We start from the raw sequence: 19,365 nt of genomic DNA, 5'->3' as shown, positions 1-19,365 counted from the left end.
CGATACGGCCCATCGTGTCATCGATGCGAAGCATTGGCCGATGACCTCGAGAATGTCGCACTGCCGTGGTTCAGCACGACACGTGACCCGCACGCGTTGCAAGACGCTGTACCGGACGGGCTCCTGCGACCGCGGGCCTGCGCCCAGGACCTGCTCGAGTTCCTGATCAGTCAGAACCTCACGCTCGAGGCCGATATGCTGATCCGCCGCTACCTGTCCAGCAGTCCTACGCACCGGGCCTCCTTCGAAGAGGGGCGCCGACTCGCCCGTTCCGGCCAGCGCCCGGCCTGGCACAGTTCGCCGGCATTAGGCTGGAGTTGCGAGGTCCTTGGCCTGACCGCCACCCTTTGACCGCCGCGTGATCCCCCACCACGTGAATCCATAGCGGCGCGCGAGCCGCCCAGCCCATACTTTCAGCGGATCAGATCAGTCGCGAGCGGGTAACGCAATGCGCAAATGCCTGATCAGGCCTGCCTCACGACCACCTGCCCGATCTGTGCAAGAAACTCCTGAATGCTAGGCGCGACCATCTTGAATTCGTCGAACCAGGAGGCCGTGGTCGACCTCCACACTCGCCCACTCCCCGTTACCGCGAACAGGTGACCTCCGCCGTCACTTCCAAACACGAGCGCCGGCCACTCGTCGTCGATCCGAACAGCTCCGTACTCCTGGAAGTGCTCAGCGACTGTCGAAGCCGAGTGGATGAAGTATCCGTTGCTGAGGTCAGGCAAGGACGCCTCGTGGACCACCCAGTAGAGCGTGGTCAGGTCGGAGGGGATCGGGGTGAGGTCGATCAGCGAGTCTGTCGCCGCATGGCTCTCATCCGTCGCGAGGGTGACGGCATTCTCCCCAGGAGGGTATCCGTGCTTCTCCGAGAACGACGCCATGAGAACTTCAAGTGTCGCCGAAGTCTGTTCACACCAGCCAACTAACCACTCCGCATCGAGCCGCTTGCCAGACACATTCATCCCTTCGATGCGGGCACGGCGCCCACCAAGATTCGTAAGATCGTAGTGAAGAGTTGGGGCCATTGTTCCGAGGCTTTGCCTCCCTGACGCGGCGCACTCTCATCGGCAAAGGAGTGCGTTCGCGTTGGGGCCGGCGCAGCAGGCCACATGCCACGCAAAGGCAAACAGCCGGTCTTGCGATCCCGCCTCCGGGACTACCGCAGACAAACCCGAGTCAACTTCCGCAGCTGCGCGCCGGCTCGCACCGTGGAACTGCAACGAGAAGGAACACGGGCTCGGATCCACCGGCTCGCGCCGCTCTCCCGCTCCACGACAGCCTTCCCATCCAGCACGGGGACGCGGCACCTCGGGAGCCTCGGCGGCCGGCACCGGGAGCGCGCCGCCCCGGCAGGCGCGGGTCCAGCAGACGTAGCACCGCGCCGATGACCACCGCCATCACGACGACCATGCCCAAGTTGATCAGGACGGTCGACAGGCCAAGATCGGAAACATCCGTCAGGGGCATCAAACCACCCCACAGTCAAGCAGCCACGGACGATGCCGCCGCCGGCAACCCCGAACTCCAGCAAAGATCGCGAATGGCGGCTGCCCGTCCGGGGTCTCCAGCACGGCGGCGAGCATCGACAGCTGGAAATGTTTTCGTAATAATGTTAACGAATACGCGTCTCGTGTCACCCCTCGCAGCAGATCGGACCACTCGTACGAGAGGACGTTCTCAGTGACAACGAATGCAGGTTTCGCGGACCGAGCGCTGCGCAGCCGCCGGCGCCTCCTGGTCCTCCTCACCGCGGCCGTCACCGCACTCGCCGGCAGCGTGGTCGTCCAGCAGCAGCCCGCACACGCCGCGTGGAACCTCGTGTGGGCCGACGAGTTCAACGGGTCCGGCGCGCCCAGCAGCGCCAACTGGAACTACAACGTCGGCAACGGCCTCAACCCCGGCCTCAACGCCTTCGACGGCTGGGGCAACGGCGAGTGGGAGTGGTACCGCCCCGAGAACTGCACCCAGTCCGGCGGCAACCTCGTGATGCGCGCCAACTGGCTCACTACGCCCATCACGGTCAACGGCCGCAACTTCTACCAGACGTCCTGCCGCATGACGACGGACACGAAGCGGTCCTTCCAGTACGGTCGCATCGAGGCCCGCATGGCGCTCCCCACCGCCGCCGGCTCGTGGCCGGCTTTCTGGATGCTCGGTGACTCGTGCGACGAGACGTCCACCAGCGCCTACAACCCCGCGCAGACCTACTACGACCGCCTGCCCACCAACTGGGCCAGTTGCGGCGAGGTCGACATCATGGAACACGCGAACGCCAACGCGACCGTGACGAACAACATCTTCTGGGACCTCCGGACCGGCGTGTTCCCGTGGACCGCCGGTCAGAACGCCAACTATGTCGCGAACCCCGCCGTCAACAACGCCGCGGCCTTCCACGTCTACGCGATCGAATGGACAGCCGCGCAGATCCGCTGGTACATCGACGGTGTGCAAACGCACGTGATCGACACGACACCGGCGACCCTGGAGGAGTTCCGCAAGCCGTTCCACATCATCTTCAACCTGGCGCTGGGCGGCACATATCCCGGGCAGAACCCTGTGCAGAGTCAGTTCCCGCTCACCGCGTCGATCGACTACGTGCGCTACTACCAGGATGGCGGAAGCGCCGGCGGACCCGCGACGCAGGTCAACGGGCCGAGCGGCAAGTGCGTGGACGTGGCCGGAAACGACACGGGTGGCAATGGCGCGGCCGTGCAGTTGTGGACCTGCCAGGGACCTTCCGTGTCGAAGGATCAGCAGTGGAGTTGGGCCGGCCAGACCCTGCGGACGTTGGGCCGGTGCCTCGACGTCGCCGGCGCCGGCACGACCAACGGCACGAAGGTGCAGCTCTGGGACTGCAACGGCAGCGGCGCACAGAACTGGGTCCAGGAAGGTAACCGGTTGCGCAACCCGAACTCCAACAAGTGCCTGGACTCCCCGGGAGGCTCGACAGCGGACGGCGCCCGACTGCAGATCTGGGACTGCAACGGATCGGCCGCACAGTACTTCGTCAAGGCCGCGTGACGAGGCTTCGGCCTGGTGGAGCCGAACGAGCAACGACGAGCCTGAGGGCTCCGCAAGGCTCGGGATCTGGTCGAATATCGGGGTCTGGGTCGCGCTGGAGGAGGGTGAGCCGGATGATGCTCGCACCACCGGGCTCGGTCAGATCCAGCCTCGTCGGCGGGCCATCCTCGCCGCCTCGTGGCGGTTGGCGGCTCCCAGCTTGCCGGCCGCCGAGGAGAGGTAGTTGCGGACGGTGCCCGCGGACAGTGACGCCCGGCGGGCTATCTCCTCGACCGGGGCGCCCGAGGCGGCCAGCTGGAGCACGTCGGCTTCCCGGGCGGTCAGTGGGCTGTCGCCGGCGCTGATGGCCTCGGCCGCGAGCTGCGGGTCGACGTAGCGGCCTCCGGCGTGGACGGTGCGGACCACCATGGCCAGGTCGTCGGCGGAGACGGTTTTGGGGAGGAAGCCGCGGACGCCGGCGGCGAGGGCCTGCTTCAGGTGGCCGGGCCGGCCGTGGCTGGTGACGATCATCGTGCGGCAGGCGGGGACCTCGGTACGGAGGCGGGCTGCCACGGTGACGCCGTCGAGGTCGGGCATCTGGAGGTCGACCACTGCGACGTCCGGTTCGAGGGCGCGGGCCGCGGCTATCGCTTCGGCGCCGGTGGCGGCCTGGCCCACGACGACGAGGTCGTCCTCGAGGGCGAGCAGGGCGGCGAGGGCGCCGCGGATCAGATGCTCGTCGTCGGCGAGAAGGATGCGGATCACGAGGCGGCCTCCAGGAGGATGCGGATCACGAGGCGGCCTCCAGGAGGATGCGGATCACGAGGCGGCCCCTGGAAGGAGGAACATGCGGCTCACGCGGCTGCCTCCAGGCGCACGATCACCCGGAACCGGTCCGGTGCCAGCGTCTCGGCCTCGACGGTGCCGCCCGAGGACGCGGCCCTCTCCGACAGGCCGGTCAGGCCGTTGCCGAAGGACACCGGGCCGCCGGAGGCGCCGTCGTTCACGACGCTCAACGTCACCATGCCGTCGGAGGAACGGTCCAGCTCGATCGTGCACTCCGAGGCCCTGCTGTGCCGCAGCACGTTCGTGGTCGTCTCGCGGATCGCCCAGCCCAGGGTGGTCCGGGCGCGCCGGCCCAGGCCGCTGCCGTCGCCGATGACGCGGCAGGTGATGCCGGCGGCGTCCAGGAGCGAGCGGGCGCCGGCCAGTTCCTCGTCGAGGCGGGCCGTGCGCAGGCCGCTCACCACGGCGCGCAGTTCGGTGAGCGAGTCCTGGGCGATCCGGCGCACTTCGAGCATCTCCGCGACGGCCTCGGGGCGGCCGCGCTTGCCGAGCTGGGCGGCGAGCTCGGCCTTGACGGCGACGACCGAGAGGGTACGGCCGGCCACGTCGTGCAGGTCGCGGGCGAAGCGCAGCCGCTCCTCGGCGACCGCCAGTTCCGCCTTCACGTGCTGAGCGTCGTCGAGCTGCCAGATGATGTCCAGTGTCCACACCGTCCACCGCTCGGTCACGAGCCCGGCCAGCGGCAGCAGCAACAGCGGCAGGGATCGGACGTCCGGGCCGGCCGCGACGAGCCACGCCAGCAGCCCGAGGGTGATCGTCACCGGGGTGCCGGTCATCGGGTCGAGCGCGACCAGCAGGGCGGAGAACACCGTGATCACGACGATCGCCCAGGACTCGCCGCCGGTGACCGGGGCGGCCGCCGCCAGGGTCGCGGCGGTCAGCGCGGCGACGACCACGATGCGCCACCGGGGTTTCGGGCCCTTGCCGAGGCGGTGGTCGAGCGCCTGGTGGAGCAGCAGCACCGCGGCGACCGCCTGCACACCCGAGAGGACGGCGGCGAGCACCGCGAGGTTGCCCGCCGCCGCGTCGACCTGGCCGGTGACCGAGAGCGGCACCATCCCGAAGAGCAGGTAGAGCGACCCGCGCATGGTGACGTCGACCCGGGCGGCGCGGGACGTGGGCATCATGGGGACAACCTATCGGCGCGGGTCCCAGAGGAACCTGCGGCGGACCACCAGCAGGCCGGCGACGATCCACGCGACCGTGATGGCGGCCGGGACCAGCGCCTCCCCGAGCACCGCGACGAACCCGGCCGGATCCGCCTCACCCGTCGTCCCGAGCCAGCCGAGCCGCATCAGATCGACGATCGGGCTCAGCGGCATCGCCCTCAGCACCGCTGTCACCGCGGCCGGGGCGTCGTCGAGCACCGGGTGCAGCATCGACGCGAACAGGCAGCCGAGCAGCACCGGCAGCGTGGTGACCTGGGCCGACTCGGCGGTCCGGGTGAAGACGGCCGACACCGCCGCGAGCAGGACGAAGACGATGACACCGCCCAGAGCGCCGAGCAGGAGCAAGGGTACGTTGACCGGGACCGGCAAGCCGACCAGGAGCGCGCCACCGACCACGAAGGCGGCCATCTGCCCGAGCGCCACCGCCACCATCGGGGCCGCGATGCCGGTCAGGATCGCGGCGTCGCTCAGCTCGCCGGCGCGCAGCCGTTTGAGGACCCGCTCCTCGCGCCGGGCCACATAGGTGGTGACCAGGTTGTAGTAGACGGCCGCGAGCAGCACGTACCCGAGCAGCGACGTCACCACGAGCGCGGCCGACGACGTGCCGCCCGCCTCGGCCATCCCGGAACCGGAGATGGCGAGGGCCAGGATCACCGGCATGGCCAGGGCGCTGAACATCGCGGTCCGGTTGCGGCCGAACAGCCTCAGCTCGGCCGCGCCCACCGATCGGATCTTCATGAGGGCACCTTCTCGGTGTCGGCGACGGCCAGGAACGCCTCCTCGAGCGAGGCCTGACGGGCGTCGAGGCCGGCCAGTTCCACGTCGTGGCGGCGCGCCCAGATGAGGAGCTCGGTCAGCGTGAGTTGCAGATCTCGGGTACGGAGAGCCACGTGCTCCGCCCGTACCCCAGGCTCTGGAACTTGATCTTGAAGTCCCGGAAGGTCGGGCAATCGCACGCCGGCGGGCAGGTGGAACGAGATCCGCGCCGGATGCCGGGCGACCACCTCGGCCGTCGAACCGGACGTGACGATCTCCCCGTCGTGCATGATCGCGATCCGGTCGGCGAGTTCCTGCGCCTCGTCGAGGTAGTGCGTCGTGAGCAGCACCGTCACGCCGCCGGCGAGCAGCCCGCGCACCATCTGCCACGCGTTGCGCCGACTCTCCGGATCAAGACCGGTCGTCGGCTCGTCGAGCAGCAGCACCGACGGCCGCCCCATCACCGCCAGCGCCAGATCCAGCCGGCGCCGCTCACCACCGGACAACTGACGGACGAACACCTGCTCACGATGCCGCAACTGCACCATCTCGAGCGCCTCCGCGACCGGCCGCGGATCGGTCAGAGTGCCCGCCCACATGGCGGCGGATTCGGTCACGGTGAGATCGGGCGGCAGGCCGCCCTCCTGCAGCATGATGCCGAGGCGGGGCCGGATCGAAGACCTTTCCGTGTACGGGTCGCAGCCCAGAACCCGCACGCTCCCGCCGTCCGGCCTCCCGAAACCGGCGATGAGATCCATCGTCGTCGTCTTGCCGGCCCCGTTCGTGCCGAGCAGCGCGAACAACTCCCCGCTCCGCACCTCGAACGAGATCCCCTTGACGGCCTCGAAGCCGCCGTAGCGCCGTCGCACACTCTCCACCTCGATCATGCCGTCCAGTCTTCGGCCTTTCGGGAGGGGGCGGCAGTGCGCCCGTTCACGAGTTCCGATGACAGATGTCATGTTCTGCCTGAGTGGACAGTGCCGGAGACCGGCCGGTTTGGATAGCGTCTCCGCTCATGCCCCGCGGTACATCGGCCCTCATCGCGTCGATCATCTCAGTCGTCACCGGCCTTCTCGTGAACCTCCTCTCCACCCAGGTGTCGACCGGCTGGATACGTTCATGGCGGTGGGTGCTCACCGTCGTCCTGCTGGCCGTCGTTTTCATCCCGGTCTATGGGTTCCAGCGCCGGGTGCGATCGGTGCGGCGGATCGCGGCCTGTTCGGGAGGCGACGGCCGGGTATTCCTGTTCGGGGTCACGGAGCGCGGGGAACTCCCGCCGCCTCAGCCACGGCGAATGGTCGAGATGGGAGAAACTGAGCACCTCCAGCGAGATCGGCCCGGTGGTCGCCGTCGCCGCCGTCTCCGGCTCACCGAGCTGGCGGGAACTGTACGGCGTCGGCGCGAACGGCAAGGTCGCCCACCGCTGGAAGCGGGACGGGCATCCGTGGCACGACTGGTACCCCGCCCGGTTCGGCGGCACGGCCCGGGACATCGCGCTCACCTCGCCGCTCCGGGGACAGCTGGAGGCGTTCGTCGTGGCAGCGGACGGTGACATCTGGCATCGCTGGTACGTCGACCGGAAGTGGTCGGATTGGGGCTCCCTCGGCCGGCCCGCCGACCGGTCGCCGAGCCAGGCCGTCACGGGCACGAGCTATCAGGAGAAGCACCAGGAGATCTTCGTGATGGGCACCGACGGCGACCTCTCGCACCGCTGGCACTGGCAGGGCAATCCCTGGGATCCGTGGTACAGCAGGTCCGCGCCGCAGGGGACCGTCGTCGACATCGCCGTCGCCGCGCCGGGGCCGGGACGCCTGCATGTGCTCGTCCTGGACGACGAGGGGTCGCTGTGGCAGCGCACCTACCACCCGCAGCACTGGTCGGACTGGGAGCGCGTCGGCTGATCTTCAGAATGTCACGTCCGGCTGCGACAATCCCGCCATGACGACGCGGGTTGCCATGTGGTCCGGGCCCAGGAACATCTCGACCGCCATGATGCGCAGCTTCGGCTCGCGGGCCGACACCGTGGCGGTGGACGAGCCGCTCTACGCGTACTACCTCGCCGCGACCGGAATCGACCACCCCGGGCGGGATCAGGTCCTGGCCAGTCAGCCGCGGCGCTGGCAGGACGTGGCGGCGCAGCTCACCGGGCCGTGCCCGGCGCCCGTGCTCTACCAGAAGCAGATGACCCACCACCTGCTCCCCGAGGTGGGCCGCGACTGGCTCGGATCACTCACCCACGCATTCCTGATCCGCGACCCGGCGCACGTCGTCGCCTCCTACGCCAAGGTCCGCGGCGAACCCACCCTCGACGACCTCGGTTTCCCGCAGCAGATCTCGCTGTTCCGCGAGTTCGGCGGCCCGGTCGTGGACGCCGCCGACGTGCTGCGCGATCCGGCGGCCACGCTGCGGCGCCTCTGCGAGGCGCTCGGCCTCGCCTTCGACGAGGCCATGCTCTCCTGGGCGCCGGGTCCGCGCGAGGAGGACGGCGTGTGGGCCCCTCATTGGTACGCCGCAGTGCACGCTTCCACGGGTTTCGCCGCGTACGACCCCTCGCCGGCCCGGGTGCCGGACCGGCTGCGCCCGCTGGTGGAGGCGGCGCGGCCGTACTACGACGAGATGGCCGCCCACCGCCTCTGACCGGTCAGAGGATCCGGACTCCGTTTGCCGCCGCGTGCTCCTGGTACAGCCGGGCGATCCGGGCCGTCACCGGACCCACCGTCCCGTCGCCGATCTCGCGGCCGTCGATCACCGTGACGGCGGCGATCTCACCCATCGTGCCGGTGCAGAAGACCTCGTCGGCGGTGTACATCTCGGTCAGCGAGATGTCCCGGACGGTCGCCGCGACACCGTGCGCCGGCGCCAGGTCGAGAACCGTCTGGCGGGTGATCCCTTCCGGGCACGCGACGGTCCACGGCGTTATCAGCGCGCCGCCGGTGACGGCGAACAGGTGGGTCGCGTTCGTCTCCGCGACGAATCCGCGCTGATCCAGCATGAGCGCGTCGTCGGCGCCGGCGGCGTTCGCCTCGATCTTGGCGAGGATCGAGTTCAGCAGGTTCGCATGGTGGATCTTCGGGTCGAGGACGTCCGGGCCGGGACGGCGCACACTCGACGTGGCGAGGCGCAGGCCGCTGGTGTCGTACACCGGCGCCTTGAACTCGGCGAGCACCACGAGCGTGGGTCCGGCCTGGTTGAGCCGCGGATCCATGCCGCTCGTGACCTTCACGCCCCGGGTGAGCGTGAGGCGCACGTGCACACCGTCGTACATCTCGTTCGCCCGCAGTGTCGCCACCAGCGCCTCGATGATCGTGTCGTCGTCCGGGATGCCGGTGAACCCGAGCGCGGTCGCCGAGCGCCGCAGGCGGGCCAGGTGCTCGGTCAGCCCGAAGATCGCCCCCTGGTAGAGCCGCAGCCCCTCCCAGACCGCGTCACCACCCTGCACGACCGAGTCGAAAGGCGACAGACCGGGCCGGCTGCGGTGCAGCAACTCCCCGTTGACCCAGTAGTGGATGTCCGCGTTCCGCTCGTCGTACCGCTGCAGCATCGCCTGATCATAATCGGCTCAGCTCATCCGGCCGACCGCGCTGCGCAGCCGCGACAGATCCCGCCGCCGCTGTTCCATGGTGGTCGCCGTGCCGACCAGCAGCAGACCGCCGACCGCGAGCGGCACCCAGCGCGGCACCAGATCCCACACCCGGAAAAGTTCGTGCAGGGCGGTCAGCACCAGCACGATGCCGCCGGTGACGACCGGGGCCTGCAGCCGGGCCCGGGCGCCGGCCAGGAGGACGGCCAGGCCGGCGAGGCCGAGGAGGAGGCGGCGCAGGTATTCCGGGCCGTCGCCGCCGATCACCGCGAGGGTGGGGAGGAATGCCGCGGCCAGGGCCGGGCCGTAGGCGGTCCAGGACGGCAGGCCGGGCCTGCGGTGGCGGGCCAGCCGGCCGGCGGCGAGGGCGGTCGCGGCGGCCGGGAGGGTGTAGATCTCCGGGGTGGCGACGTCGCGGGCGCCGAGGAACAGCCACCAGCCGAGCAGCGCTGCGCCGGCCGCGGCGATGGTGTAGCGGAACCGTTCCGGGCCGGGGTGCAACGCCCGCAGTCCGAGCACCAGCGCCCAGAGGGTGGCGATCAGGGCGGCGCGGCCGAGGGTGCCGGCGATCAGCAGCGCTACCAGGGCGGATGCGTGGGCGACGGCGGCCACGGCGGGCGCTTCCCGGGGGCGGCGGGTGGCGAGCACGGATTCGAGGGCCGCGGCCACGGCCGCCGCGGCGAGGACGCTGAGCGGTCCGGCGCCGGGTCCGAGGTCGGAGATCTGGCTTGATGTGTACGCGACGACAACCGTGGCGACGGACGCCCCCACCCAGCCGGCGACCCTTCCGATCCGGACGCGCCCGGCTGCGCCGCACACCGCCGCCGCGACCGTGACCAGCGCGAACCCGGCCACCATGGCGCCCTGGACGGGTGTCGTCCCGGCGAGTCCGGCCGTCACGAGGGGTACGAAGACGACAGCGGTCCACCCCGCCGGCGACGGCACGACCGCGACCGCCACCAGGCCGAGGAGCCCGGCCACCAGCCCGGCGAGGACTGCCGACGGCCAGGGCGCGCCGGCCACCGCGAAGGCCACCGGCACGACGACGGCGACGACCGGGGCGGCAGCCCACGCGGCGGCGCGACCGCCCGCCGACCGATGGCCGGCCACCGCCGCGGCACCGGCGACGATCAGCAGCGCCATCAGCGTGGACCACCGGGCCGTGGCCGCCTCCGGCACGTCCCCGGACCAGAACGACTCCACCGCCGCATAGGGCTCGAGCAGCACGGCCGACAGTTCCGGCGCCGCCGCATAGACCAGCACGATCACCGGCACCACGGCCGCCACGGCGAACCAGGTCACCGCACTGAGAGTGACGAGAAGCAGGGCGGCCGCCGCGTAGAGTGCCACCGGATCCTCGGACACGAGCGCGAGGACGGGCACGGCGGCGCACAGCAGGAGGGCCACGGCCGAGACCTGCGAGCGGTACCAGGGGACCGCCCGGGCCGCGGCGACCATCGCAACCGCCACGATCAACTGGGCTCTGACCTGCCAGGTCGGCGAGACGTCGAGGGCGAACAGCGTCAGCCACACCACCTGCGGGACGGCCAGCAGGGCTACGGTCACCAGGGTGGCGCCGAAGGGACGTACGAGATAGGCGCCCGCGAAACCGATGAGCGCCACCGCCGCGAAGGCGCCCGCACCGACCGCAGGGTCACCGAGAGCGATGATCACAGCGTGCCCGGCTAGCAGCGCGGACAGGGTGAGACCGAGAATGCGGCGGCGGGTGGCCAGGGCGATCGCGCCTGCGGCGGCGGTCAGGCCCATGATCACGGCGGTCCACCAGGGCAGCCGGAACGCCGCGGGCGCCAGCAGAGCGGTCCCGGCCAGGGCGGTCAGGGCCAGGTCCGTGCGGTGCCGGCGGTGGAGCAGGATTGCGTACGAACAGAGCACCGCGACCGTGGCGGCGAGGAACGTCCAGCCGGGACCGCCGACCCGTTCGCCGGGCGACGCGCCGAACACCGGGAGCGCCGCCTCGACGCTCGCACCGGCGGCGAGCAGTACCGCACCGGCGGCGCCGAGCGCGGGCACCGCGGTCACGAGCAGCGCCGCCGCCCACGGGCCCCGGCCGACCGGCTCGGGCAGGCGGGGACGGAGCACGGCGGCGAGGACGGCGATCACGAGGGCCACCACGGCGAGGCGGAGGACCCCCGGGTCCACCTCTCTCCAGTGGCGAGGATCCGTCCCCAGGCGGAGGGACCAGGCGCCGGCCGTGAGGGCCACGGCGAGGGCGAGCAGGCCGGCCGCCGCGGTCTGGGCCTGCCGGTTGCGGGCGAGGACCGTTCCGGCCGTCGCCACGGCCGTGACCAGCACGAGGGCCCCACCGGCCAGGGCGGCGCCGGTCGCGGTGGCGGCCGTGGACAGGTTCGCGACGGCGATCGCGGCGGAGACGGCGGCGGCCGTGGCGCCGCAGGCGTAGGCGACCAGGGCGAGGCCGGCCGGGGCGAAGCGGCGGCGGTGCAGGACCGCGAGGTTCAGGGCGAGGACCCCGGTCAGCGTCAGCGACCAGGCGATCGGGCCGGCGCCGGCCGAGGCGGCCAGCAGGGGCAGCACCGGCTGGCCGACGAGCAGGGCCGCGATCCGGGGTCCGCGGAGTCCGGTGAGACGTGCGTACCCGAACGCCACCGCCGCGGTGACCGCGCAGACGGCAGCGGCGTACCTCTGTGGATCTTGACCTTGGATCTGGAGGAGATCGACCGCCCAGGCCGCGTAGCCGTCCAGCAGGATCATCAGCAGCCCGACCGCCGCGAGGGTCTCCGCCGCCGAGGTGAGGCCGCGCCGCTTCGCGAACGGGGGCACCGCGAGGACGGCGGCCGTGGCGGTGGCGAGGATGGCGGCGCGGCCGGTGACGCCCACCTGCGCCCAGGCCACGGCCGTGAAGACGGCCGCCGCGACGATGAGCAGCAGGCCGCCGAGGGCGAACAGCACGTTCTGCACGGTCAGCGTGCTGAGCCGGGGCTCGGGAGCCGGCGGAGCAGAGAGTGGGGGAGAAGGGGAGGGCGCCGGCGCGGACTGGGCGGACTGGGCGGCGCTGACCGAGGACGTGACACGGAAGGCGACGGCGTTGCGCCGCGTCGTCGTGTCGGTGATGCGCTGCTGCAGGGACGTGACCTCGGCGCGGGCCCGGTCCAGGTCGCCGCGGAGCGTGGACAGCTCGGCGTCCAGGCGCATCACCTCCAGCGCGTCGGCGTCCGGGGCCCGCCCGCATCCGGGGCAGCCGGTGACGGCCGAGGCCACCGTCCCGCAATGGGGACAGGGATAGCTGGAGGGTGCGCTGGTCACCGTGTGAGTTTCCCGTACGGATGCAAGGTCGTGTCAGGTCAGGAAGAGGACCACCGCGACGACAGTGGTGAACGCGACGATCGTCCATCGCAGCACCGCCGACGGGAGGCGGCGGGCCAGGCGGGCGCCGAAATACCCGCCGATCATCGTGGAGGGTGCGAGAACCGCGACGACGGCCCAGTTGACCGGGCCGAAGACGCTGTAGATCAGGACCGTGGTGGTGCCGACGACGGCGCTGAAGACGTTCTTGAGGGCGCTGATGCGGCGCAGGGGCTCGTCGAGCACCAGCGACAGCAACGCGATCAGCAGCACGCCCATCGCCGCGTTGAAGTAGCCGCCGTAGACGCCGCACGCGAAGACCGCGACCTGCATCGGCAGCATGCCGCGCTGCCGGCCGCCGGCCAGATTCTTCAACCGGTCCTGGAACGCCGTCAGGAACGCGGCCGCGAGCAGCAGGAACGGCACCACCACGTCGAACACGCCGCGCGGGGTGAGCAGCAGGATGGCGCTTCCGCAGAGCGCGCCCGCCACGATCGTGGGCAGGATCGCGACCACCCGCCGGCCCTGCCCCACCAGATCGGGACGGCTGCCCGCGACGCTGGCGGCATAGCCGGGCGCCACCGAGAGCGCGTTGCTGACGTTCGCGGCCACGCCCGGCAGGCCGATGCCGACGAGCAGCGGAAACGTGATCAGGGAGCCGCCGCCCGCGATCGCGTTGACGGCGCCCGCCGCGAGCCCGCCGCCGACGAGGGCCAGCACTTCTCCGATGATCATCGCCTGACCCTACGTGTGTGTCGGCTGAGGCCTGGCGGACGTCTACGATGCTGCGATGACCGCTGTGGCAAGCCTCTCCGCCCGCAAGCCCGCCCGCACCGAGGGCTGGGCGCTGGCCGGTCTCCAGATCGGCTTCGCCGCCTGGTACGCGGTGTGCTTCGCGCTGGCGGTCGACCACGCGTCGCAGTTCTCCGGGTTCTGGTACATCCCGTCGACCGACGACGAGTACACCGCGACCGCGGACGTCTTCGCCGGCTGGGCCTGGGCCGTGCCGGTCATGTGGACGCTGACCATGGCGCCGCTGCTGCTCGGCTTCAGCCTGATCGCCTCGGTGCTGACGCTGATCGTCGGCTACGCGCGCGGGAACCGGAAGCTGCTCGTCGCCCTGATCGCCGGCCTGGTCGTGACCGTCGTGGCGCTCGCGTTCTCCCTCACCCCGGCCGGGATGTCGGTGGCCGGCTGGGTGAGCGACTGAGTCACCACGGCACCACGGCGTAGTTCTTGAGCAGCACGCCGTGGAACGGCTTCCCGGCCTCGCCGCTGACGATCGGGTGCAGGATGCGGGCCGCCGCGTCGACGACGTCGAGCGGGGGACGCCAGCCGGCGGCGGCGCGGCGCTCCCTGCGGTCGGCCGGGTTCTCGTCGGTGATCCAGCCGGTGTCGACGCCGCACATGTGCACCCGGTGCCGGGCCAGGTCGGCCGCCGCCACCCGGGTCAGCATGTTGAGCGCGGCCTTGCTGACCGCTGTGTGCGGATGCCGCGCCGGGCCGGGTCCGTCCTCGCCGAACCAGCCCTCCCGGCCGGTGACGTTCACGATGTAGCGGCGGTGCGGGCCGGGGCCGGTCAGCGCCGGGCGCAGCCGGTCGACCAGCAGGAACGGCGCCACGACGTTGACCAGCTGCACCTCCAGCAGCTCCACCGGGTCGACCTCGCCGATCCGGGCGGTCCAGGAGTTGCTCGATCCGTGCACCACGAGCGCGCCGGTGGCGTCCGTGATGGTCGTGCCGGTCGCCGTCCCGAGAGCGGGCAGGGCCAGGTCGGGGCGGTATCCGGCGACGGTCTCGACAGCGGTCCCGGCGGTCAGCTCCGCGGTGATGAGGGGGCGGTACGCCCAGTCCGGCCGGCGTACCGTCTGGGCCGCGTTGTTGACCAGGATGTCCAGCGGGTCCTGCGACACGCGCTCGGCCAGGTCGAGGACCTGCCGGGGGTCGCGCAGGTCGGCGCCGATGATCCGCAGGGACGGCAGCCAGGCGGCGGCGTCCGGCTCCCGGGCGTACCGGCTCGTCGCGTCGGCCGGGAACCGGGTCACCACCGTCACGGCGGCGCCGCTGCGCAGCAGCTTGAGGGCCACCTGGTAGCCGATCTTCACCCGCCCGCCGGTGACGACGGCCCGGCGTCCGCTGAGATCGGCGCGGGCGTCGCGGTGGTGGCGGTGCTCGCCGGCGCAGCCGGGGCAGAGCGCGTGATAGAAGGCGTCGACGATGCGGAAGCGGTCCCGGCAGGCGTAGCAGCGCCGCTCGCGCCGGGTGCTCGCGGCGGTCGTCGCCACATCGGCTATCGGGGCCGGGACGCCGTCGGGGCGGTCGGTGGCCCCGGTCGCCGTCGCGGCGACGACGGCACGGTCACCCTCGGCGGTCTGCCGGCGCCGATGCGCCCGGCGTTGGCGCTGAGCGTCCTTGAGCAGCCCGTCGACGGCGCGCTGAACCCGCATCCGCACCGGATCGTCGACGGGCAGCGCGCGCACCTCACCGAGCACCCGCAGCGCGGCCTCGACCTCGTCGCTGTCCATCGCCTGCCTTCGCCTCTGTGATGCGAGGGCGGCCGGGCCGGATTCGAACCGGCGTCCTCCGAATGAGCAGTTCGGCGCGTCGACCACTGCGCTACCGGCCACCTCGCGGCGGTGGGCCCGACCGGACTCGAACCGGCATCCTCCGCCGTGATAGGGCGGCGCGACTACCCCTGCGCTACAGGCCCACCGTGGCAGCACCATACCGAAGATCATCAGAGCGTCGCCATCGGATATTCCGAAACGTACGATTTATCAACTTCCTCGAATATCCCGGTTTAAGGGTGCATATGCTCAGCGAGCCGGCAGTCTCGCCGGTTCGACGGGGGAGGAAACGAGTCATGGCACCGCATCGGTCAGGCATCCGGGTTCGATGGAGGGCGCTGCTCGCGGCCCTCGTGGCCACGATCGCCACGCTCGGCGTCACGGTCGCGCCGGCCACGGCCGCCGTGCCGCTCTCGGAATACTATTCGCTGGAATCGTTCAACTTTCCGGGCCACTTCGCGCGGCACGCGAACTACCTCGGCGAGCTGACGACGGTCTCCAGCCGGCTGGACCGTGAGGACGCCACCTGGCTGCTGGTTCCCGGGCTGGCCGGGTCCGGGGTGTCGCTGCGCTCGAAGAACTATCCGAGTTACTACCTGCGGCACTCGGGGTTCCGGCTCCAGATCAGCCGGTCGGACGGCTCCCGGCTCTATCGCGAGGACGCCACCTTCCACGTCCGCCGCGGCAACGCCACGTCCAACCCGGGCTGGGTCTCCTTCGAGTCGTTCAACTTCCCCGGCCGGTTCATCCGCCACGCCGACTATCACCTGTGGCTGCACCCCGACGACGGCTCGCGCCTGTTCAACGAGGACTCGACCTGGTCGGCCCGCCCGCCGCTGGCTTGATCGGCCGTCCCATGAAGCCCCGGAGAGCCCCTGGCCTCCGGGGCATCGCCGTGCTCTCCTCCACTTTCAAGCTATAGCAAAGGGGGGATCTTGCCGCAAGACCCCCGTTGTCCCGCACAATCGCCGGAGCCGACGCGAGAGGACGGTGGGCGGGGTGAGCCGCTACGTCGTGGCATTGGACGAGCTCGACCGGTCGATGGTGGAGATCGCCGGGGGGGAAGGGCGCGCACCTGGGTGAGCTGTCCCGCATCGAGGGATTGCGGGTTCCGCCCGGTTTCTGCGTGACGACCGAGGCCTTCGGGGAACGGGACCGGGACGAGGTCGCGGCGGCGATCGCCGATGCCGTGGTCCCGGGTGTGGCCTATGCGGTGCGGTCCAGCGCGACCGCCGAGGATTCGGCGGGGGCGTCGTTCGCCGGGCAGCACGACTCGTACCTGAACATCGTGGGGAAAGAGGCCGTCCTCGACCACGTCCGGCGCTGCTGGGACTCGCTGTTCACCGAGAGGGCCGTCGCCTATCGGCGGAGCAGAGGCATCGGCGACGAGGCCGTGCGGATGGCCGTGGTCGTCCAGGAGATGGTCGCCGCGGAAGCCGCCGGGATCATGTTCACCGCTCATCCGGTCACCGGGAATCGCCGGGTTGCCTCCATCGACGCCGGGTTCGGGCTGGGGGATGCGCTGGTCTCCGGGCTGGTGAACGCCGACGTCTACGAGGTTCGCGACGACGCGGTGACGCAGAAGAAGATAGTGGACCGTCCGGTTCTGGAAGACCCCGACATCGTACGGCTGGCCGCGCTCGGGCGCCGGATCGAGGCACATTTCGGCGGCCCCCAGGACATCGAGTGGTGCCGGGACGCCGGCGGATTCGCCATTCTCCAGAGCCGGCCGATCACCACGCTGTTCCCCATTCCGGAATCGGGCGACGACACGAATCGGGTGTACGTCTCGGTCGGCCACCAGCAGATGATGACCGAGGCGATGAAACCGCTCGGCATCTCGGTCTGGAAACTGACGTCGCCGGGTCACATGGTGGACGCCGGTGGGCGGCTCTTCGTCGACGTGACCTCGCGACTGAGTGCTGCCCTCGTACACGGGCTGGGAAGATCTGATCCCCTGATCGGCGATGCCCTGCAGAGCATCGTGGACCGGACGGACTTCGTGCCCCTCGCCGAGGACGCGTCGTTCCCGGGCAGCGGCGAGACGCCACCGCTCGACAACGATCCCGGAATCGTCGCCGACCTGATCGCGGCTCGGGAGGCGGCCCTCGAGACATTGAAGCGCGACATCGGTACGAAGACCGGCGCGGAACTGCTCGACTTCTGCATCACGGACATCCGGGAGATGCGGCAGATCCTCTTCGATCCGCGGAACATGCCCGCCATTCTCGCCGGGATGGAAGCCTCCTGGTGGCTCAACGAGCACCTGGAGGAATGGCTCGGGGAGAAGAACGCGGCCGACACCCTGACCCAGTCGGCGCCGGACAACGTGACGTCGGAGATGGGAATGGCGCTGCTCGATGTGGCCGACGTGATCCGGCCGCATCCGGAGGTCGTGGCGCATCTCCGGGACGGCGGGCCCCTGGACGAGCTGCCGGGGATCGCGGGAGGCGGGCAGGCGCACGAGGCCATCGGCCGCTACCTGGACCGCTACGGCATGCGCTGCGTCGGCGAGATCGACATCACCCGGCCGCGGTGGAGTGAGCAGCCGTCCGCCCTCGTCCCGATGATCCTCAGCAACGTGCGCAACGCGGCGCCGGGGGAGCACGCCCGGCGGTTCGAGCAGGGCCGGCGCGAGGCGATGGCGAAGGAGGAGTCGGTGCTGGCGCGGCTGCGGCAGCTGCCGGACGGCGGGGAAGCGAAGGCGGCCGAGACGAAGACGATGATCGACCGGGTACGGACCTTCATCGGCTATCGAGAATATCCGAAATATCATCTTGTCAGCCGGTACTTCGTCTACAAGCAGGCCCTCCTCGGTGAGGCGCGCCGGCTGGTCGAGGCCGGGGTGCTCAAGGACACCGAGGACGTCTTCTTCCTGACGCTCGAGGAGTTCCGGGACGTGGTGATCGCGCAGCGGGCCGACGAGCGGCTCATCGCGGAGCGCAAGGAGGCGTTCACGTCCTATCTCACGCTCACGGCGCCCCGCGTCCTGACGTCCGAGGGCGAGGTTCTCACCGGCGCCTACCGCCGCGACGATCTCCCGGACGGCGCGCTGGCCGGCCTCCCGGTCTCGGCCGGGGTCGTCGAGGGCCGGGCCCGCGTCGCGCACGACATGGCCGAGGCGGATCTGGAGCCGGGCGACATCCTGGTGACCGCCTACACCGACCCGAGCTGGACCCCGGCGTTCGTCGGCATCGCCGGCCTGGTCACCGAGGTCGGCGGCCTGATGACGCACGGCGCCGTGATCGCCCGCGAGTACGGCCTGCCCGCCGTGGTCGGCGTCGAGAACGCCACCACCCGCATCCCGGACGGCCGGCGCATCCGCCTGCACGGCATGGACGGCTACGTCGAGCTGCTCTGAGGGGACCAGAAGGCCTCGGGCAGGTTCTCGACCTCGTCGGCCGACCGTTCGAGGCCGGCGGCGACCGGCAGCAGCGCGGTCGCCGCCGGATCACCGGCCCCGGCCATCGAGCGCATCACCTCGGCCTGCCGCCGGGCCCGCTCGACGATCACCGTGCCGAACCGCCGGCGGTCGCCCGCGTACGCGTAGGCGTCGAGCAGCAGATGCAGGCGCCGGCCGCGGTCGTCCGGGCGGTCGAAGCCAAGAGCCTCGGCCTGCGCGTAGAGCGGCACCCAGGACAGCGCCGAGAAGGCCAGGTCGAACTCGCGCGTCGACGGCCCGGCCGTGTCCCAGTCGAAGAAGCCGGTGAGCGAGCCGCCGGCCACGACGGCGTTGTAGGGGGCGGCGTCCTGGTGACCCACCACCATGCCGGGCCGCATCGTCGCGCCCGCGAACCACCGCGCCCCGGGAGGCGGCGAGAAATCCTCGGTCAGGTCGTGGAGCCGCCGCAGCCACCGCCCCGTCTGCACCAGCGTCGCGTCGGCGAACGCCCAGGCAGGCCACGGGATCCGGCCGCCGATCGTCTCGCCGGGCAGATACGACAGCATCTCGCGACCCTCGGCGTCGATCCCGAACGCCCGCGGAGCGCCTTCGAAGCCCGCGCTCTCCAGATGGCGCAACAGGGCGTGGACCGCGGGGGTCCACGGCGAGGCCGGCTTGTGGACCACGTCGCCTATCCGTACCGCTCCCGTGGTGTTGCCGCCAGGTAGGACCATCGAT

The 19,365-nt window shown here is 71.1% G+C and carries 17 protein-coding genes and 2 tRNA genes; 7 read left to right on the top strand and 12 right to left on the bottom strand.

The features are described from left to right. The first annotated feature begins 33 nt into the window (after positions 1 to 33). Positions 34 to 351, top strand: coding sequence for a hypothetical protein (locus AB0G10_RS34620; RefSeq protein ID WP_360931591.1), 318 nt, complete (start codon positions 34 to 36; stop codon positions 349 to 351). Positions 352 to 464: 113 nt separating this feature from the next. Here AB0G10_RS34620 and AB0G10_RS34615 read toward each other — a convergent pair whose 3' ends face one another. Beyond that, on the bottom strand, positions 465 to 1,031 hold the full coding sequence (locus AB0G10_RS34615) for a hypothetical protein (protein ID WP_360931588.1): 567 nt from the start codon (positions 1,029 to 1,031) through the stop codon (positions 465 to 467). Positions 1,032 to 1,686: 655 nt separating this feature from the next. Here AB0G10_RS34615 and AB0G10_RS34610 point away from each other — a divergent pair. Further along, positions 1,687 to 3,027, top strand: a complete 1,341-nt coding sequence (locus AB0G10_RS34610; protein ID WP_360931585.1) for a ricin-type beta-trefoil lectin domain protein — start codon at positions 1,687 to 1,689, stop codon at positions 3,025 to 3,027. Between the two features lie 138 nt (positions 3,028 to 3,165). On the opposite strand, the gene AB0G10_RS34605 is transcribed toward AB0G10_RS34610, so the two are convergent. From AB0G10_RS34605 to AB0G10_RS34590, 4 genes are all read right to left on the bottom strand, one after another. Then, on the bottom strand, positions 3,166 to 3,771 hold the full coding sequence (locus tag AB0G10_RS34605; protein ID WP_360931582.1) for a response regulator transcription factor: 606 nt from the start codon (positions 3,769 to 3,771) through the stop codon (positions 3,166 to 3,168). Between the two features lie 89 nt (positions 3,772 to 3,860). Next, a complete protein-coding gene (locus AB0G10_RS34600) occupies positions 3,861 to 4,979 on the bottom strand; it encodes a histidine kinase (RefSeq protein ID WP_360931579.1) in 1,119 nt (372 codons plus the stop codon). Positions 4,980 to 4,988: 9 nt separating this feature from the next. Beyond that, complete coding sequence (locus tag AB0G10_RS34595; RefSeq protein WP_360931576.1) at positions 4,989 to 5,759, bottom strand: ABC transporter permease; 771 nt, start codon at positions 5,757 to 5,759, stop codon at positions 4,989 to 4,991. Beyond that, complete coding sequence (locus AB0G10_RS34590) at positions 5,756 to 6,664, bottom strand: ABC transporter ATP-binding protein (protein WP_360931573.1); 909 nt, start codon at positions 6,662 to 6,664, stop codon at positions 5,756 to 5,758. Before AB0G10_RS34590 ends, AB0G10_RS34595 begins: the two co-directional genes overlap by 4 nt. A 453-nt stretch (positions 6,665 to 7,117) precedes the next feature. Between AB0G10_RS34590 and AB0G10_RS34585 the strand changes: the two genes are divergently transcribed. Further along, positions 7,118 to 7,678: a hypothetical protein gene (locus AB0G10_RS34585; RefSeq protein WP_360931570.1), complete on the top strand. Its 561-nt coding sequence runs from the start codon at positions 7,118 to 7,120 to the stop codon at positions 7,676 to 7,678. Between the two features lie 37 nt (positions 7,679 to 7,715). Further along, positions 7,716 to 8,414 carry an HAD family hydrolase gene (locus tag AB0G10_RS34580; protein ID WP_360931567.1) on the top strand — a complete coding sequence of 233 codons (699 nt, stop codon included), beginning with the start codon at positions 7,716 to 7,718 and terminating at the stop codon, positions 8,412 to 8,414. 4 nt (positions 8,415 to 8,418) lie between these two features. Here the strand turns inward: AB0G10_RS34580 and AB0G10_RS34575 are convergent, their stop codons facing one another. The 3 genes from AB0G10_RS34575 to AB0G10_RS34565 are packed head-to-tail and all read right to left on the bottom strand — an operon-like array spanning position 8,419 to position 13,413. Further along, positions 8,419 to 9,318 (bottom strand): aminotransferase class IV, encoded by a 900-nt coding sequence (locus AB0G10_RS34575; RefSeq protein ID WP_360931564.1) that lies wholly within the window; start codon positions 9,316 to 9,318, stop codon positions 8,419 to 8,421. A gap of 18 nt (positions 9,319 to 9,336) precedes the next feature. Beyond that, positions 9,337 to 12,639 carry a hypothetical protein gene (locus tag AB0G10_RS34570; protein ID WP_360931561.1) on the bottom strand — a complete coding sequence of 1,101 codons (3,303 nt, stop codon included), beginning with the start codon at positions 12,637 to 12,639 and terminating at the stop codon, positions 9,337 to 9,339. Positions 12,640 to 12,672: 33 nt separating this feature from the next. Beyond that, positions 12,673 to 13,413 carry a sulfite exporter TauE/SafE family protein gene (locus tag AB0G10_RS34565; RefSeq protein ID WP_360931558.1) on the bottom strand — a complete coding sequence of 247 codons (741 nt, stop codon included), beginning with the start codon at positions 13,411 to 13,413 and terminating at the stop codon, positions 12,673 to 12,675. Positions 13,414 to 13,468: 55 nt separating this feature from the next. On the opposite strand from AB0G10_RS34565, the gene AB0G10_RS34560 reads away from it, so the two are divergent. Continuing rightward, positions 13,469 to 13,888, top strand: a complete 420-nt coding sequence (locus AB0G10_RS34560; protein ID WP_360931554.1) for a hypothetical protein — start codon at positions 13,469 to 13,471, stop codon at positions 13,886 to 13,888. A gap of 1 nt (position 13,889) precedes the next feature. On the opposite strand, the gene AB0G10_RS34555 is transcribed toward AB0G10_RS34560, so the two are convergent. The 3 genes from AB0G10_RS34555 to AB0G10_RS34545 form a co-directional block, all read right to left on the bottom strand. Next, positions 13,890 to 15,203, bottom strand: coding sequence for an SDR family NAD(P)-dependent oxidoreductase (locus AB0G10_RS34555; protein WP_360931551.1), 1,314 nt, complete (start codon positions 15,201 to 15,203; stop codon positions 13,890 to 13,892). Positions 15,204 to 15,231: 28 nt separating this feature from the next. Then, a tRNA-Ser gene (locus tag AB0G10_RS34550) sits at positions 15,232 to 15,304 on the bottom strand. 11 nt (positions 15,305 to 15,315) lie between these two features. Then, positions 15,316 to 15,388: transfer RNA gene (locus tag AB0G10_RS34545), tRNA-Asp, on the bottom strand. A gap of 153 nt (positions 15,389 to 15,541) precedes the next feature. On the opposite strand from AB0G10_RS34545, the gene AB0G10_RS34540 reads away from it, so the two are divergent. Beyond that, on the top strand, positions 15,542 to 16,090 hold the full coding sequence (locus AB0G10_RS34540; protein WP_360931548.1) for an AbfB domain-containing protein: 549 nt from the start codon (positions 15,542 to 15,544) through the stop codon (positions 16,088 to 16,090). 281 nt (positions 16,091 to 16,371) lie between these two features. Further along, positions 16,372 to 18,606 (top strand): rifamycin-inactivating phosphotransferase, encoded by a 2,235-nt coding sequence (rph, locus tag AB0G10_RS34535; RefSeq protein ID WP_360931545.1) that lies wholly within the window; start codon positions 16,372 to 16,374, stop codon positions 18,604 to 18,606. Here rph and AB0G10_RS34530 read toward each other — a convergent pair. Then, the gene (locus AB0G10_RS34530) at positions 18,588 to 19,361 is read right to left on the bottom strand and encodes a phosphotransferase (RefSeq protein WP_360931542.1); all 774 of its coding nucleotides are present in this window, start codon (positions 19,359 to 19,361) and stop codon (positions 18,588 to 18,590) included. The two genes, rph and AB0G10_RS34530, sit on opposite strands and share 19 nt — an antisense overlap. Positions 19,362 to 19,365 lie beyond the last annotated feature (4 nt).

The organism is Actinoplanes sp. NPDC023714 (assembly GCF_040639855.1).
Taxonomy (GTDB): domain Bacteria; phylum Actinomycetota; class Actinomycetes; order Mycobacteriales; family Micromonosporaceae; genus Actinoplanes.
Note: the sequence above shows the minus strand (reverse complement) of the source record. Positions and strands in the feature narration are given on the sequence as shown.